General features: G+C 62.5%; 15 protein-coding genes. 5 read left to right on the forward strand and 10 right to left on the reverse strand.

Annotation, left to right across the window (positions count from 1 at the left end):
- Nucleotides 1–368: 368 nt before the first annotated feature.
- Together G522_RS26360 and G522_RS0109925 are read right to left on the reverse strand one after the other, a co-directional pair.
- Entirely contained in the window at nucleotides 369–2336 is a 1968-nt protein-coding gene (locus G522_RS26360) for a methyl-accepting chemotaxis protein (protein WP_051228499.1), read from the reverse strand.
- Nucleotides 2337–2460: 124 nt separating this feature from the next.
- Nucleotides 2461–3435, reverse strand: a complete 975-nt coding sequence (locus tag G522_RS0109925) for a bifunctional riboflavin kinase/FAD synthetase (protein ID WP_026790901.1) — start codon at nucleotides 3433–3435, stop codon at nucleotides 2461–2463.
- A 457-nt stretch (nucleotides 3436–3892) separates the two neighbouring features.
- Here G522_RS0109925 and G522_RS0109930 point away from each other — a divergent pair, with 457 nt between their 5' ends.
- Nucleotides 3893–4276, forward strand: a complete 384-nt coding sequence (locus tag G522_RS0109930; protein WP_026782148.1) for a response regulator — start codon at nucleotides 3893–3895, stop codon at nucleotides 4274–4276.
- 159 nt (nucleotides 4277–4435) lie between these two features.
- Entirely contained in the window at nucleotides 4436–5071 is a 636-nt protein-coding gene (locus G522_RS0109935) for a protein phosphatase CheZ (protein ID WP_210162910.1), read from the forward strand.
- A 60-nt stretch (nucleotides 5072–5131) separates the two neighbouring features.
- On the opposite strand, the gene G522_RS0109940 is transcribed toward G522_RS0109935, so the two are convergent.
- Entirely contained in the window at nucleotides 5132–5983 is an 852-nt protein-coding gene (locus G522_RS0109940; RefSeq protein ID WP_245586635.1) for a TIGR01459 family HAD-type hydrolase, read from the reverse strand.
- Between the two features lie 82 nt (nucleotides 5984–6065).
- On the opposite strand from G522_RS0109940, the gene G522_RS0109945 reads away from it, so the two are divergent.
- Nucleotides 6066–6593, forward strand: a complete 528-nt coding sequence (locus G522_RS0109945) for a P-loop NTPase family protein (protein WP_026790904.1) — start codon at nucleotides 6066–6068, stop codon at nucleotides 6591–6593.
- Here the strand turns inward: G522_RS0109945 and G522_RS0109950 are convergent.
- Complete coding sequence (locus tag G522_RS0109950; protein WP_036838823.1) at nucleotides 6582–7334, reverse strand: NAD-dependent deacylase; 753 nt, start codon at nucleotides 7332–7334, stop codon at nucleotides 6582–6584. The genes G522_RS0109945 and G522_RS0109950 overlap by 12 nt on opposite strands.
- Nucleotides 7335–7483: 149 nt before the next feature.
- Between G522_RS0109950 and mutL the strand changes: the two genes are divergently transcribed.
- Nucleotides 7484–9355 (forward strand): DNA mismatch repair endonuclease MutL, encoded by a 1872-nt coding sequence (mutL, locus tag G522_RS0109955; RefSeq protein WP_026790906.1) that lies wholly within the window; start codon nucleotides 7484–7486, stop codon nucleotides 9353–9355.
- A 95-nt stretch (nucleotides 9356–9450) separates the two neighbouring features.
- Here the strand turns inward: mutL and G522_RS0109960 are convergent, their stop codons facing one another.
- The 6 genes from G522_RS0109960 to G522_RS0109985 all read right to left on the reverse strand — a co-directional run bounded on the left by G522_RS0109960 (nucleotide 9451) and on the right by G522_RS0109985 (nucleotide 14024).
- Nucleotides 9451–9957, reverse strand: a complete 507-nt coding sequence (locus G522_RS0109960) for a GNAT family N-acetyltransferase (protein WP_036838826.1) — start codon at nucleotides 9955–9957, stop codon at nucleotides 9451–9453.
- Between the two features lie 5 nt (nucleotides 9958–9962).
- A complete protein-coding gene (locus G522_RS0109965; RefSeq protein WP_026790908.1) occupies nucleotides 9963–10256 on the reverse strand; it encodes an HPr family phosphocarrier protein in 294 nt (97 codons plus the stop codon).
- On the reverse strand, nucleotides 10253–10654 hold the full coding sequence (locus tag G522_RS0109970; protein WP_026790909.1) for a PTS sugar transporter subunit IIA: 402 nt from the start codon (nucleotides 10652–10654) through the stop codon (nucleotides 10253–10255). Before G522_RS0109970 ends, G522_RS0109965 begins: the two co-directional genes overlap by 4 nt.
- 261 nt (nucleotides 10655–10915) lie before the next feature.
- A complete protein-coding gene (locus tag G522_RS0109975) occupies nucleotides 10916–11368 on the reverse strand; it encodes an HPr kinase/phosphorylase (RefSeq protein ID WP_026790910.1) in 453 nt (150 codons plus the stop codon).
- Nucleotides 11365–13137, reverse strand: a complete 1773-nt coding sequence (locus G522_RS26365; protein ID WP_425414052.1) for a stimulus-sensing domain-containing protein — start codon at nucleotides 13135–13137, stop codon at nucleotides 11365–11367. Before G522_RS26365 ends, G522_RS0109975 begins: the two co-directional genes overlap by 4 nt.
- Nucleotides 13138–13319: 182 nt before the next feature.
- Nucleotides 13320–14024 (reverse strand): response regulator transcription factor, encoded by a 705-nt coding sequence (locus tag G522_RS0109985; protein WP_026790911.1) that lies wholly within the window; start codon nucleotides 14022–14024, stop codon nucleotides 13320–13322.
- 266 nt (nucleotides 14025–14290) lie between these two features.
- On the opposite strand from G522_RS0109985, the gene G522_RS26370 reads away from it, so the two are divergent.
- Nucleotides 14291–14956, forward strand: a complete 666-nt coding sequence (locus G522_RS26370) for a HugZ family pyridoxamine 5'-phosphate oxidase (protein ID WP_051228501.1) — start codon at nucleotides 14291–14293, stop codon at nucleotides 14954–14956.
- Nucleotides 14957–14958: the final 2 nt, after the last annotated feature.

Raw genomic sequence — 14958 nt, forward strand, 5'->3', positions numbered from 1 at the left:
TCGGTGTAACAACAATAAGGATGGCCGGCGCGGTATTGCCGGCGATCGGCCAGGGCTTGGCTCCCGGTCCCTCGATCCCACCACCTTAGCGGCGGTTCATCGGGGCCGGGCCGATAATTCGCTCTCTGATCCGGCACGTCGCGGCGCCGAAAGTTCGGATGCACATGGCCTGTTCCGACCGAAAATACTGAATGACGGCGCGACCCATGTTGTCACGGCGCACCGGGGTTGAAGCCGACCGGACGGCCGGCTCTGGCCCATTGATTTCATCGAGAAGCTCTAGCGACAAAGCGCGGCGAAATAAAGGGTTCGCCGCCAGATTTCTCTGGCGGCGAACCGGTCTCGAGCCAATTGCTGCGCATCCCTTGTCAGGCGGCGGCGACGTTGGAAATGAAGTGGCGCACCCTCAAGGAGAGGTTGGCCGCCTGCTGTGACAGATCACCTGACGAGGCGAGCACTTGCGTCGCAGCGCCGGAGGTTTCCTCCGCCGCCATCAGAACGTCGCCAATGCTGACCGAGGTGCGTCCGGTCTCGGTGGCAACGTTATGGATTCGATCCGAGATCTCACGGGTCGTCGCGGCCTGCTCTTCGATCGCCGAGGCGATGGAGGCGCCGATCGCGTTGACCTTGTCGATGATATCCGACACCCGGCGGATAGCCTCCACCGTGTTGCCCGTCGCCGCCTGGATACGCGTGACCTGATCGCTGATCTGGGAGGTCGCTTCGGACGTCTGGCCGGCCAGATTCTTCACCTCGGCGGCGACGATGGCAAACCCTCGGCCGGCTTCACCGGCTCGCGCCGCCTCGATCGTTGCATTGAGGGCGAGGAGATTGGTCTGGGATGCAATGCTGTCGATGAGCTGAATGACTTCGCCAATCTTTTCCGCGGTGACCGCGAGGTCGCCGACCGTTGAAGCCGCTTCGCGTGCTTCGCCGACAGCCTGTGTCGAGATCTGGTGCGACTGGTTGATACCACGGCCGATTTCGCCGATCGAGGCGGATAGCTCCTCCGATGCCGCCGCCACAGCCTGCACTTGTTCGGCAATCACTTCGGTTGCCTTGGCGACGCCGGTCGATCTGATCGATGTATTGGCAGCCGTATCTGTGAGCGTGCCGGCCGCTGCCTGCAGTTCCTGCGCCGCCGATGATACGGTGGTGATGATTTCGCCAACGCTGGAATCGAAAGCTGCCATGAGCGCGCGCATTTCCTCGGCTCTCTCGTGGCGTCGGCGGATTTCCGCTTCGGCTGCCTCGCGACGCAACTGCTCCGCCTCGGCGAGCTTGCCGCTGAAATCTGCCAGGGCGCGGGCCATCGAGCCAATCTCGTTGCGGGCTGCCGTATCGGTCGACTGGGCTGAATAGTCGCCTGACGATAGGCGTCCCATCCATCCCTCGATACGTGCGAGCGACTTTGACACGTAACGCCAGACAACCAGCGCAAAACCAGTGGCCGTGAGCATAGCGATGACGATGGTGAGATAAGTGAGCCGGTCAGAGGTGCGCCGGGTGGCCTCCGCACTGGCTTCGAGGCTGTTGCCGAGGTCGGCGGCCACTTTGGTAACGGTGGTGACCAGCGGTTCAAGGGCAGCGTAGGCGTCGGAAACCGTCTGCTGGTCAGCTTGCAGGTCTCGCGCGGCTGTCGACCAGGCTTTGAACGATGTGCCGTAGCCATTGGCAAGGTCGGTCAGCTTGGCTTTCAAGGCGCCATCGATCGGTGCAGCGGTAATTGCCGCCAGAAATTCGGCCATCATCTTGGCATGTTTGTCGAGGGAGGCATCGTCCCGCCGCAACATGAAGTCCTTCTCATGGCGGCGAAGCATCAGCACGCGGATCGTCTGGTCCTTGTCCTGCAGCGCGTTGAAGGCGCTCTCAAGATCATGCACCTTTTTGCGAAGATCACCCTCGAGCCCTTCATCCGGCGTCAGCCCCATGGCGATGCGCGTCGTCGCTAGCTTGGAGAATGCGGTTTGATAGGCAGCGAGCGGATGACCGATCTCATCGATGGCGGTCATGATCTCGTTGTCGTCGAGAGGACTTGCTTTGTTGCGCAGGGCGGCGAGCGCGGTCTGTGCCTCGGCCACCTGAGCGAGATTTCGATCGGCATAAGTTTTGTCCGACCGCAGGAGAAAGTCCTTTTCCGCGCGCCGAACCTGCAGCATCAGCTGTTGAAAGCTTGCTGCGTCGGAACCAACCTCCCGCCCGAGACGGGCAGAGGATGTCGCGGTGTCGACCTGCCGCCCCATGTATAGCAGGTTCGTAGCGATCACCGTAAAGCCGATGCCGGCGATGATCACACTAAGTAGAATCTGATGTCCGATGCGAATTTTACCAAGCATGTTCGTGACTCGCGCCTTGAAGTCTGAACAGGTTGGCGTCGATTGATTAATAATGACCTTTGATGTCGCAAATAGAAATTGACTATTGTCAAAACAACTGACCGGACAATTGCGTCAGCAGCGCTCAAACCCGCCAAAGCGCCCGATCGAGTGCCGTGAACCCGTCGAAGGCGGCGAGCAGTGCACGCCCTTCGTCGGCGTCTCTATTCATCTGTTCGATCAGGGGGGCAACGCCATCGAACTTCAGTTCGGGGCGGAGATAGGCGATCGGCATAACGGTGATCGTCTTGCCGTAGAGGTCTCCGGTAAAGTCGAAAACGAAGGTCTCGAACACCGGCGCGCCGTTGTCGAAGGTCGGCCGGCGGCCCCAGCTTGCCACGCCGGCGTGACGAATGCCGTCGATCTCGGCAAAAACCGCATAGACACCTTCGGAAAGCCGAACCTGTGACGGCAGGCGAATATTGGCCGTCGGAAAACCGATGGTGCGCCCCCGCTTGTCGCCATCGACGACGGTTCCCTCGAAGAACCAGTGCCAGCCGAGCAGGCCAGCGGCCTCGGCCAACACGCCTTCGGCAAGCCGATCGCGCACTTCGCTCGAGGAAACAGTGTAGCCGTCCTCGGTCTCAAAGGGAGCGATGACCTCCACCGAAAAACCGTGCTTCTCGCCGAGCTCGCGAAGCTTTTGCGGCGTGCCGTGCCGGCCCTGGCCGAAATGAAAGTTCCAGCCAACCACAACATGGCGGATGCTGAGCTCGTCCACCAGCACACGCTCGACGAACTCTTCCGGGCTTTGGGCCGCAAAGGAAGATGAGAATGGTATGGAGACCAGACCATCGAGACCCATGGCCTCGACCAGTCGCGCTTTCACGGGCGCCGGCGTCAGGCGGAACACCGGATGCTCCGGCCGGAAAACGTCGCGCGGATGTGGTTCGAAGGTGACGGCGACGGCGGGAATGCCGCGCTGACGGCCCACGGTGAGGGCCGCCTCCAGAACTGCCTGATGGCCGCGATGCACGCCGTCGAAATTGCCGATGGCGACGGCGCCTCCCCGAAGGGACGGCGAAACGGACTGACGATCGACGAACTGGAACGGAGGCATGGGCTCTGAAATCTGCTGTCGCTGGAAACGCCATCGTGCCGCATGTCAAGCGGCTCGGCAGCGCGGCGTGACCGTGCCTTCTGCCCCAGGCAAGGTCAAGCGGCTAATTGCCGGGACAGGAGCGCCTTCGCGACGCCCAAGAAGATACACAATAGCTAAGGGAATCTCCGACATGGTTGGCGAAACGTAAATCGGCCGACGGGAAATTTACGATAAACCCAGGAAAAAACCGCCGAACAGCGCCACAAAAACGATTCAGAGGAAAAACGAATTGTAAATCAAGCGTCTCTCTCGACAGCAACAGCTGAAAAAGCCACGGGGATGAGAATTAACCGACTTTTCAGGTCCCCGTTGTATGGTTTCCTTCAAGCACGGGCCCCGGCAGGGACGTTCACCCGCTCGTGCATTGAGCTCGTCATCGAGGCGCGGGTGGCGCCGCGGCAGTGTGGAGTAAACGATGGCACTTGACACATCGATTCCGGTTCTCGTGGTCGACGACTATAAGACCATGATCCGAATCATCAGGAACCTCCTGAAGCAGCTCGGTTTCGAGGACGTGGATGAGGCGGCTGACGGGACCGAAGCCCTCGGCAAGATGAAAGAGCGCCGCTATGGCCTCGTCATCTCCGACTGGAACATGGAGCCGATGACCGGCTACGAGTTGCTGAAGCAGGTTCGTTCGGATTCGTCGCTGTCGAAGACGCCATTCATCATGGTGACGGCCGAATCCAAGACCGAGAATGTGATCGCCGCCAAGAAGGCCGGCGTCAACAACTACATCGTCAAGCCCTTCAACGCGCCGACGCTGAAGAGCAAGATCGAAGCCGTATTCGGCGACTGATGCTGGAACGGACCGGGACAACGCGGAGCGGTGATGTGCCGCTTACCGCGGACCCGGAGAGGCACAACGTTGCCGTTGCATTTATCACAAGATCGAGATGTCCGTATCGCCGCCCCTTCTGGGCGACCCTCGGCGCGCACCTCAGAAAGAGGCCCTTCGATGTCTGACATGTCTTCAGAGCACGTGGCCAAGATCATCGACTTCCTGCGCAATGGTCGCAAGTCGGAGGATGTGTCGCTTGAGGACGTCATGCGGCTTGCCGAACTGATGGCCGAGAGCTTCCAGTCCTTCTTCAAGACGATGGACCTCGACATTTATTCCGAACTCGGCGAGATGGCCCGCGAAATCGCCAACATGAAGGAAGAGCTGGCGCTTCTCCGTCTCAGCGATATGCGCGACGAACACATCCCCACCGCCGGTCGGGAGCTCGACGCCATCGTCGAGGCGACCGAGGAGGCGACCAACACCATCATGTCGGCGGCCGAGGAGATCATGGGAGCCGACGCGGCCGACATCGAGGCCTATCAGGGCCTGGTGAGCGAGAAGGTGATCGACATCTTCCAGGCCTGCTCGTTCCAGGACATTACGGGGCAGCGTATTTCCAAGGTCGTTTCCACCCTGAACGCCCTCGACAAGCGCATCACCACCCTGGTGGAAAAGCTGAAAATCCTGCGGATTTCCGACGTTGCAGGTGAAGAGACGGCGGCCGAGAAGCGCGCCCGCGAGCTGATGCTGAATGGGCCTCAGTTCAGTGGCGAGGGCGTCAGCCAGGACGACGTCGACGCCTTCTTCTGAGGACACTTGCATCAGGTTCGAATGAAAGAGGCCCGATCGGGCCTCTTTTCGTAGGTATCATCACCAGACAAGGCGCGGAATGGCGGCGCGGATGCCGAGACCCTCAGCATCGAGCCGTGCGGCCAGTCTTTTCGGGTCGGGGTTCATCAGTTCGCCGAAATCGGCGCCATGGATGCCGGCCGTCACCATCAGCACGTCGATGCCCTGTCCATGGGCGCCCTTGATGTCCGTCGGCAAGCCGTCGCCAATGGCGAGCACGCGGCTTTTCGCCACCGGGCGGTCGAGTGCTCGCTCAATGGCGGCAAGCGCCGCGTCGTAGACCGGCTTGTAGGGCTTGCCGATGATGGTGATGTCGCCTTCAAGCTCGACGTAGAGTTGGGCGAGTGCGCCGGCACAGTAGACGAGCCGATCGCCGCGTTCGACAATGACGTCGGGATTGGCGCAATAGGCCTTGAGGCCGCGCTCGATAAAGCGTCGGAACATCGGCCGGTAGGATTCGGGGCTTTCCTTCTCGTCGTCGAACAGACCGGTCAGCACCACGTATTCTGCTGCTTCCTCGCCGACGAGTTCGACGTCGAGCCCGTCGAACAGACCGACATTGTGCGCCGGTCCAAGATGGAACAGTCGTCGGCGTGACTCATTCGCAAATACTTCGCGGGCGACCGAGCCGGAGGTGACGATCTCGTCATAGCTGGCCGGACCGATGGCATATTGCCGGCTAAGGAGATCCTCGACGGCTTTCGTCGGGCGCGGTGCGTTGGTGAGCAGCACCGCCGCCTTGCCGAGCGCACGGAAGCGGGACAGGGCTTCGGCCGCGGCCGGATAGGGCGATATGCCGTTGTGAAGAACGCCCCAGACGTCGCAGATGACGCCGTCATAGGCCTCGGCGAGGGCCGAAAGCCCCGCGATCATGTCGAACTCTTGCATGCCATCCCGATAAGGGCGCTACATGACAAGGTCAAGGCAGTGGCAGGGGCGAAAGGGGCCTGGCACCATGCGGCTGGAGCATCTCGGCGACCGAATCTGTATCTTGGGTCCTTCCAACAGCGGCAAATCAACATTGGCCGTGGCGATCGGCCGTAAGCGCGGTCTACCGGTGGTCCATCTCGATCAGCTCTTTCATCTCCCAGATACCGATTGGGTGCCTCGTCCGAGGCAAGAGTTCGTTGCTCTCCATGATGAAGCAATCCAGGGAGAGAGCTGGGTGATGGAGGGAAACTATTCCGTCTGCATGCCCCAACGCTTTGAGCGGGCGACTGGCGTCATCTTGCTGGAGGTTTCGACAGCGCTGAGTCTCTGGCGCTATATCAGGCGCTGCTTGTTTCAGTCCGAGCGAAAAGGTGGACTGGCCGGCGGACGCGACAGCGTCAAGTGGGAGATGCTCCACCATATCGTCGTTGTGACCCCTGGGAACCGTCGGCGTTATGCCGGAATGTTCGAGGGCTTGGACTTGCCCAGGGTTCAACTGGCCTCGGCTGACGCCATCCGGCGTTGTTACGCGGACTGGAACTTAAGCCTCTGACGTCCGGCCTCGGGTAAGTCGCCCACTTAGGAGATCGCTGACGAAAGCCGGCACGCAGTCGCCCGCCTTGCCCTCGATCTCAAGATCGAACAGACCGTGTCCCTTGCGGGAGGCTTCGAGGTTCAATTCCACGGTAACGGCGCCGGCCTGCCGCGCCTCGCGCACGAAATCGGCCGCCGGATAGACGGTGCCCGACGTGCCGATGGAGAGGAAGAGGTCGGCCTCGCCGAGCGCTCGATAAATTTCGGGCATGTGATAGGGCATTTCGCCGAACCAGACGATATCGGGCCGAAGCCCGCCACTGCGGCCGCAAAGCGGACAGGCCGAACTCGTCGACATGTCATCCACCCAAGGGCCGCGTCTCCCACAGGCTTCGCACAGGAAGCCGTCGAGCGTGCCATGCATATGGAACAGTGCTTGGGAACCGGCCTTCTCATGCAGGCCGTCGATGTTCTGGGTGACCAGAAGGAATCGCCCCGGCCAGGCCTTCTCAAGCTCGGCGAGCGCGACATGCGCGGGGTTGGGGAGGGCGAGCGCGGCCTCGCGACGTTGCGTATTATAGAAGTCGTGCACCAACGGCGGATTTCGCCGGAAGCCCTCCGGCGTCGCCACGTCCTCGATGTCGTAGCGCGCCCAGATGCCACCGGCGTCGCGGAAGGTGTCGAGGCCCGATTCCTGGGAAATGCCGGCGCCGGTCAGCACGACGATCGACGTCGCCGCCGAAATTTCGACGTTCTTCATGGGGTCTCCTCATAACACGCTGCCGACTATAGACCCGTGGATGGGCGGCGGTGTTGACGAATTTGTGGCTGGCGACGACCTCGCGCCGCTTGGCGGCTTCGGTTATGGTCACCCTTCCAGCCCATCAGACGCGAGCGAATCCCGGCCCCATGTCCGTTATCATCCAGCTCTCGCCCGTCACCATCAACCGCATCGCCGCCGGCGAGGTGGTGGAGCGGCCGGCGAGCGTGGTCAAGGAACTGGTGGAAAACGCCATCGATGCCGGCGCCGATCGCATCGAGGTGGTGACGTCGGGCGGTGGCAAGACGTTGATCCGCGTGACCGACAACGGCGTCGGCATGCTGGCGGCGGACCTGTCTCTGGCTGTGGAGCGGCACTGTACCTCCAAGCTGATCGAGGACGACCTTCTCGACATCCGCACCCTTGGTTTCCGTGGCGAGGCGCTGCCGTCGATCGGCTCGGTGGCCGACCTCAGGATCGAGACGCGGCATGCGTCGGAGGATAATGGCTGGGCGATCACGGTCTCCGGTGGCAGCCGCTCGGACATTGAGCCGGTGGGGTTGAGCCGGGGCACGCGCATCGAGGTCAGAAATCTTTTCTTCTCAACGCCGGCCCGCCTCAAGTTCCTGAAGAGCGAACGCGCCGAGGCCGGCGCCATCACCGATGTCGTCAAGCGTCTGGCACTCGCCCACCCTGAGATCCGCTTCTCTCTGTCAGGCTCCGATCGTTCGCCCCTCGACTATCCGGCGCTGGCGGCAGGCGATTTCAGGGGGCGGGCGCTGCAAGTGATGGGCGCCGATTTTGCGGAGAACTCGATCGAGATCGACGCCTTGCGCGAAGGCGTGCGCCTCACCGGTCTTGCCGGTCTCGGCACGCTGCAGAAGGCCAATGCCCAGAGCCAGTATCTGTTCGTCAATGGCCGGCCAGTGCGCGACAAATTGCTCATCGGCGCCATCCGCGCCGGCTACGCCGACGTCATGGCCCGCGATCGATTTCCGGCGGCCGTGCTGTTCGTCGACCTCGACCCGCACGAGGTTGACGTCAACGTGCATCCGACCAAGGCCGACGTTCGCTTTCGCGATCCCGGCTTGGTGCGCGGCTTGTTGGTCGGCGCGCTCCGACGGGCGCATGCCGACGCCGGCCATCGCGCCGCTTCTACCCATGGCGCGGCGACGCTCGACGTACTCACGGCCGCCGTTCGCCCGATGCCGACCAGCGCATCTTCAGCCTGGCGGTCGGATTATCAGAGCCGGCCGGTCGCCTTCGACTGGCGGACCGCTCCGGATCGGCCGCTGCCGGGCGAGGTCCCCCTGTCGCGCGCCTTCGCGGAAGACGCGGTTTCCTTCGATGCCGGTTCGCCGCAGACCAGTTTCTCGGTTGTCGATGACGCTGTCTCCGCTGATGCCCGCCCTGGTCTTGCCGAGGCGCCGGTGGAGAGCGTGTCACGGCCGCTGGGCGCGCCGCGTGCGCAAATCCACGAGACCTATATCGTCGCCCAGACCGCAACCGGCCTCGTCATCGTCGACCAGCACGCGGCGCACGAGCGCCTCGTCTACGAGCGGCTGAAGCAGGAGATCGCCAAGGGCGTCGAGACGCAGATGCTGCTGATCCCCGAAATCGTCGACATGCCCGAGGAGGATGTCGATCGCCTCATCGAGCGTGCCGAAGAGCTTGCCGAGCTCGGCCTCGTTGTCGAAAGCTTCGGACCGGGCGCCATCGCCATCCGAGAAATCCCGGCGCTGCTTGGCCGCACCGATACGGCAGCGCTCTTGCGCGACATTGCCGACGACCTCGCCGAATGGGACCAGGCGACACGCCTCAGGGAGAAGCTCGACGCCATTGCCGCCACCATGGCCTGCCACGGCTCGGTCCGTGCCGGCCGCCGTCTCAGAGTGGAAGAGATGGATGCGCTGCTGCGCGAGATGGAAGCGACACCCAACTCGGGTCAGTGCAACCATGGCCGCCCAACCTTTGTCGAGCTGAAGCTCAGCGACATCGAACGGCTGTTTGGCCGCCGCTGATCATGAGAGCATTTTCCAGCGAAGTGGGTACCGGTTCGCTGGAAGAAAATGCGTCAACTCAGGAAGAGAGCGTTTCCGTAGAAGATGGAAACGCTCTAGCGGATGATGGCGTAGATCGCCGTGTCCCAGCGGGCAGCGCCGACTTTGACGGACGAGCGGCGTACGCCCTCGCGAACGAAGCCGAGGGATTCGTAGAGCGCGATGGCTGGCGTGTTGAACGTATAGACGTTGAGCTCCAACCGCGGAAAGTCGCCGATCGCATCGAGCCGGGCGAACACCTCAGCCAGAAATGGCCGTGCCACTCCCTGTCCGCGATAATTTGGAGCCACGGCAAAGCGCGCGAGACGAGCCACGCCGTCCGTCCAATCAAGGACCACCTGAGCGTGAGCCACCGTCGCATTGCCGACGAGGCCGACAAAGGCTAGCCGAAGGGGCGGCGTCGTCAGCGTCTCCGAGAGCATCGTGGCAATCTGGCCGGCGTCGAGAGGAAAGCGGAGGCCGCTGCCGCCCCATTGGGCAAGTGCTTCCGGCGTTGAAAACCAGGAGGGTAGCGGTGCGAGAAGCTCAGGGGTGGCCGGAACGACGCGGAGCGGTGGGGCCATCGGGCCTATTCACCCTCGCCGAAGCGGTCGTTGACCAGCGCCGCGATCGCCTCGATGGCCGCCTCGGCCTCAGCCCCTGCGGCGCGCACCTCGATCGACGAGCCGATGCCGGCGGCCAGCATCATCAGGCCCATGATGGACGTGCCCGATACACTTTGGCCATCCTTCAGCACGAAGACTTCCGCCTCGAACCGATCGACGCACTGAACGAATTTCGCCGAAGCGCGGGCGTGCAGGCCCTTCTTGTTGAGAATCTGCAGTTCACGAACGATGGCACCGTCGTCTGTGTCGTCTGTCATGATCCGGCAAGTACCTGGCTGGCGACAGAGATGTATTTCCGACCGGCGTCGCGAGCCTCGGTGACGGTCTCAGCGAGCGGCCGTTCCTTGCGCACCGTTGCGAGCTTGACCAGCATCGGCAGGTTGACGCCGGCGATCACCTCGACATCGCCGATGTCCATGACGGAAATGGCGAGATTTGACGGAGTGCCGCCGAACATATCGGTGAGCAGGATGACGCCCTTGCCGGAATTGACCCGACCGACCGAGGCGATGATGTCGCTCCGCCGCTGCTCCATGTCGTCTTCAGGACCGATGCAGATCGTCTCGAAATCGGCCTGAGGACCGACCACATGCTCGAGTGCCGACCGGAATTCGTCTGCCAGGCGACCATGTGTCACCAGAACCAACCCGATCATGCTGGGGTCCGATCCCTGTAGATTGCGAAGATCATGCGGCACGCCATGTTGGTTTCGCTCCAAGCTGGAACGGGCCACATCTTCACCAGAGCGGGATTTCTTGCAAGAGGAAATCGGATTGTGAGCCGGTGCGGCGCCTGTTCCGAGACCGGGATGAGACAGTCAACTTAACAAAAGATGCTTGATACGGGCCCGAAAAGCCGGACCTTGAGGGACTTTAGGGGAAAAGCGTAAGGTTTGTCGGAATTGCGGCTTCGATCGTTAAAACTTGTTCATTTCCACGAGCGCGGCATGGAGCAGCGGTAGCGAAACGGAGGTTTGCCGAGCCGGAATCGCCTGTCTGGGCAGTCTCAACCCGTCGATGTCCGCCTCCTCCTCCGCCGCTTCGGGCAGGCGCATCATTGTTCCGGCATCGATGAGATCGGCAACAAGCCGGATCACTGCGGATGGCACGTACTCCACCGATTCGATGCCGCGACCGCGCCGTTCGGCAAGGCCGGCGATGGTCTCAGGACAGTGAGCAATGAGCCGGCCGTTCAAGACGGTGAGCGCCACGCGATCATCGGCAACGAAGGCGGCGTAGAGACCGCTCCGCCGGGCAGCATCGACAAGCGCGAAGGCGAGCGATGTCTTCCCGGCGCCCGATGCGCCTCGGATCAGCAGGCCGGTTTCGCCGACAACGACGGCAGTGGCATGGACGGTTGGCTGGGTCATGCAGCGAGATCCGCTGGCAGACACACGACAAAGCGGGCACCGGTGACGCGGTCGGGGTCAGCGGGGTCATCCTTGCGATTGATGGCCGTGATGGTTCCGCGATGGGCCTCGACGATCTGCTTGGAAATCGACAGACCCAGGCCGGAATTATTGCCGAAGCCTTCGCCTTCCGGGCGATCGGTATAGAAGCGTTCGAACACCCGCTCGAGCTTTTCAGCACGGATGCCTGGCCCGTGGTCGTCGACAATGACCTCGATCTTGTGATCGTCGCGGCAGACGGTGACCTCGACCTGCCCTCCCTCCCGCGAGAAGGAGCGGGCATTATCGATCAGATTGTTGAACACCTGTCCGAGCCGGCTGTCATGGCCGAGTACCATCAGTGGCTTGTCGCCTTCGCCACGGTCGATTCTGAGGTCGATGCCGATCTCCTGATGGCGGCCCGTCTCACGGGCCAGCGAGACGACGCCTTCGACGAGCCGGCCGACATCGAGCGGCGCTACGTCCTCGCGCGCAAGCTCGGCGTCGAGGCGCGAAGCGTCGGAAATGTCGGTGATCAGCCGGTCGAGGCGACGGACGTCGTGCTGGATGATTTCCAGGAGGCGTGCCCGGCTGTTGTCGCTCTTGGCGAGCGGTAGCGTCTCCACTGCCGAGCGTAGCGAGGTCAGCGGATTTTTGAGTTCATGGGCAACGTCGGCGGCGAAGCTCTCGGTGGCGTCCATCCGGCTATAGAGCGCGTTGGTCATGTCGCGGAAGGCGCGGGCGAGATCGCCGATCTCGTCCTCGCGGTCGAAGGAGGGGATCTCCTCGCGCTGCTTGATGCCCCGCCGGATGCGGTCGGCCGCGGCGGCAAGGCGGCGAAGTGGCCGGGCAATGGTGCCGGCCAGCAGGAAGGACAGCGTTGTGGTGACGGCCGCCGCCACCAGGAAGACGCGGAAGATGCCCCAGCGCTCGGCGGTGACGATGGCGTCGATGTCGCCGCCCTCGGTGGAGAGCAGCAGCGAGCCGACGACGACGTTGAAGCGCTGCACCGGCACAGCCACCGACACGATCATCTCGCCGGCTTCGGTGACGCGCACCACAGTGCCGGGCGAGCCGTTGAGCGCTTGCTCCACCTCCGGATACCCGCGCCCGTTGGCTCCGCCAAGCTCCCGGTAGACGGGGAGATCGAACCGCCTCAGGCGGTAGGTAACGGCGTTGATGGCCTGTTCGATCAGTGACGGCGGTTCCGGTTTGGCCGGCGGCAGGTTGAATCGCAGCACCTGTCCTCGGGAATAGAGAAAGCGCGAATCGAGGATCAGGATGCCGTCACGGTCATAGATCCGCGCCCGTGTCTTGGTCGGTGTGATCAGTCGCCGCAACAGCGGCGCCACCTTCTCCGGGTTGATCGGAAAATCGAGACTCTCCGTATCGGTCGGGAGGGTTACTTCGCCACCGGCCTGCATTTGTAGCAAACGCTCGGGATCGATGGTGATGGTATTGGAAACCGCCGAGGCCGAGGCGGCAATGGCGCCGGCCATGATCTCGCCCTGTGTCAGCAGGCTCTCGACGCGGGCATCGATCAGGCCGGCCCGGAACTGGTTGAGATAGAGGATACCTGATACCAGCGCTGCCAGCGCCGCGAGGTTGAGAACCAGGATGCGGCGGCTGAGCGAGGTGCCGATCGAGGTTGCCGCAAAGCGCTTGACGCGACGAAGGATAACCGGAAACAGCCGGCGCATCATCTGGATACGCCCGCCATCTGCCCGATCGGCTTCCTGGCTTCCCCTCATCGACATCGCTTCCCGCTAATGGTTCGCTTCCGACATGTGTATGCCGCCGATACCATCCTCGGAGCAAATGTCGGAATCAAAAGAACCACTAACCACTGCTTCCGTGGAGCTTGTGAATTCGACAGATGGTTCGCAACCTGACGCGTCGGGACCAGAATGCCAAATTCTCTTCAAAGCTCCGCTCACGCCTCCTTGAAGCGGTAGCCGACGCCATAAAGGGTCTCGATCATTTCGAAATCGTCGTCGATGGCCTTGAACTTCTTGCGCAGCCGCTTGATGTGGCTGTCGATCGTGCGGTCGTCGACGTAGACCTGATCGTCATAGGCGGCATCCATCAGCGCGTTACGGCTCTTGACCACGCCGGGCCGCTGGGCCAGCGCGAACAGGATCAGGAACTCGGTGACGGTCAGCACCACGTTCTGGCCCCTCCAGGTGCAGGTATGCCGCTCCTGGTCCATGACGAGGTTGCCGCGCTCGATATTGCGATTGGCGTCACTCGGCTTGGGAGCGGCGGTGGTGTCGCGCGGAGCGACGCGGCGCAGCACCGCCTTGACGCGCTCGACCAGGAGGCGCTGCGAGAACGGTTTGTGAATGAAGTCGTCGGCGCCCATCTTGAGGCCGAACAGCTCGTCGATCTCGTCATCCTTTGAGGTCAGGAAGATAACGGGCATGTCGGTCTTCTGCCGGAGGCGGCGGAGCAGCTCCATGCCGTCCATGCGCGGCATCTTGATGTCGAGGATGGCGAGGTCGGGCTGCACCTTGGAGAGGCCGTCGAGGGCAGAGGCGCCGTCGGTATAGGTCTCAACGCGATAGCCCTCCGACTCGAGGGCAATCGAGACGGACGTTAGGATGTTTCTGTCATCGTCCACGAGCGCGATGGTCGGCATGCCCCAGGTCCCCGTCAGTTCCGAGCCTCAGCTCTTCATGTCATATTCGGTCGGTATCGACAGCCGGACCTTTGTAGCAGAGTTGAGCAGAATCTGGGCAACAATGTAGAAAGATCAAGAATTCACTCGCTTTTTCACCCGCTTTCGGTGTCGTGAGAGAGATTCTGGGTCTGGGCTGAGGGAGATCCGGCTGGCTCTCCATAAAGTTCGCTTCGGTTCGGTTCCGACCTAACAGATGTTGTTAGCGAGCTAAAGGGAGAGTTCGGATGGATGACACCCGCTTCGATGCCGAGGGCATGACGCGCCAGATCATGCGATCGGCAGCCACCGCTGCCCTCGGTACGCTCACGCATGAAGGCGGGCCGTTCGTCACCTTCGTGACGGTGGCAACCGACATCGACGGCGCTCCGCTCGTCCTGCTTTCTGGTCTCGCCGCGCACACCCGGCATCTCGCACGCGACGGCCGCGCTTCGCTTCTGATGCAGGCTCCGGCCGGCGCGGGGGACGATCCGTTGACGGGTGCCCGCGCCACCATCAACGGCCGCTTTCAGCGCATCGCCCGCGAAGAGGCCGACCATGCGCGCCTCTTCAAGCGCTTCCTGATCCGCCATCCGGAAGCGGAGGGCTATGCCGGCTTCGGCGATTTCTCCGTCTATCGTATGAGCGTCGACGGCGTTCATCTCGTCGCCGGCTTCGGCCGGATCGCACGTTTGGCCGCGGCCGATGTTGTGGTGCCATCGGCCACGGCCGAGGCCTTCGCCGCGGTCGAGACCGCGCTTTTGAGCGATCTCGCCAGTGTCAGGCCCGCACTAGTGGCCGTCGACCCCGATGGGATCGACATTACAGAGGAGGGCGGCGTGAAACGGCTGTCCTTCAAGCGCCGCGCCGGCGACCCCAGCGAGGTGAAATCTCTTCTGGCGGAGATCGGCTGACC

This window comes from Pleomorphomonas oryzae DSM 16300, from assembly GCF_000422965.1.
Classification (GTDB): Bacteria; Pseudomonadota; Alphaproteobacteria; order Rhizobiales; family Pleomorphomonadaceae; genus Pleomorphomonas; species Pleomorphomonas oryzae.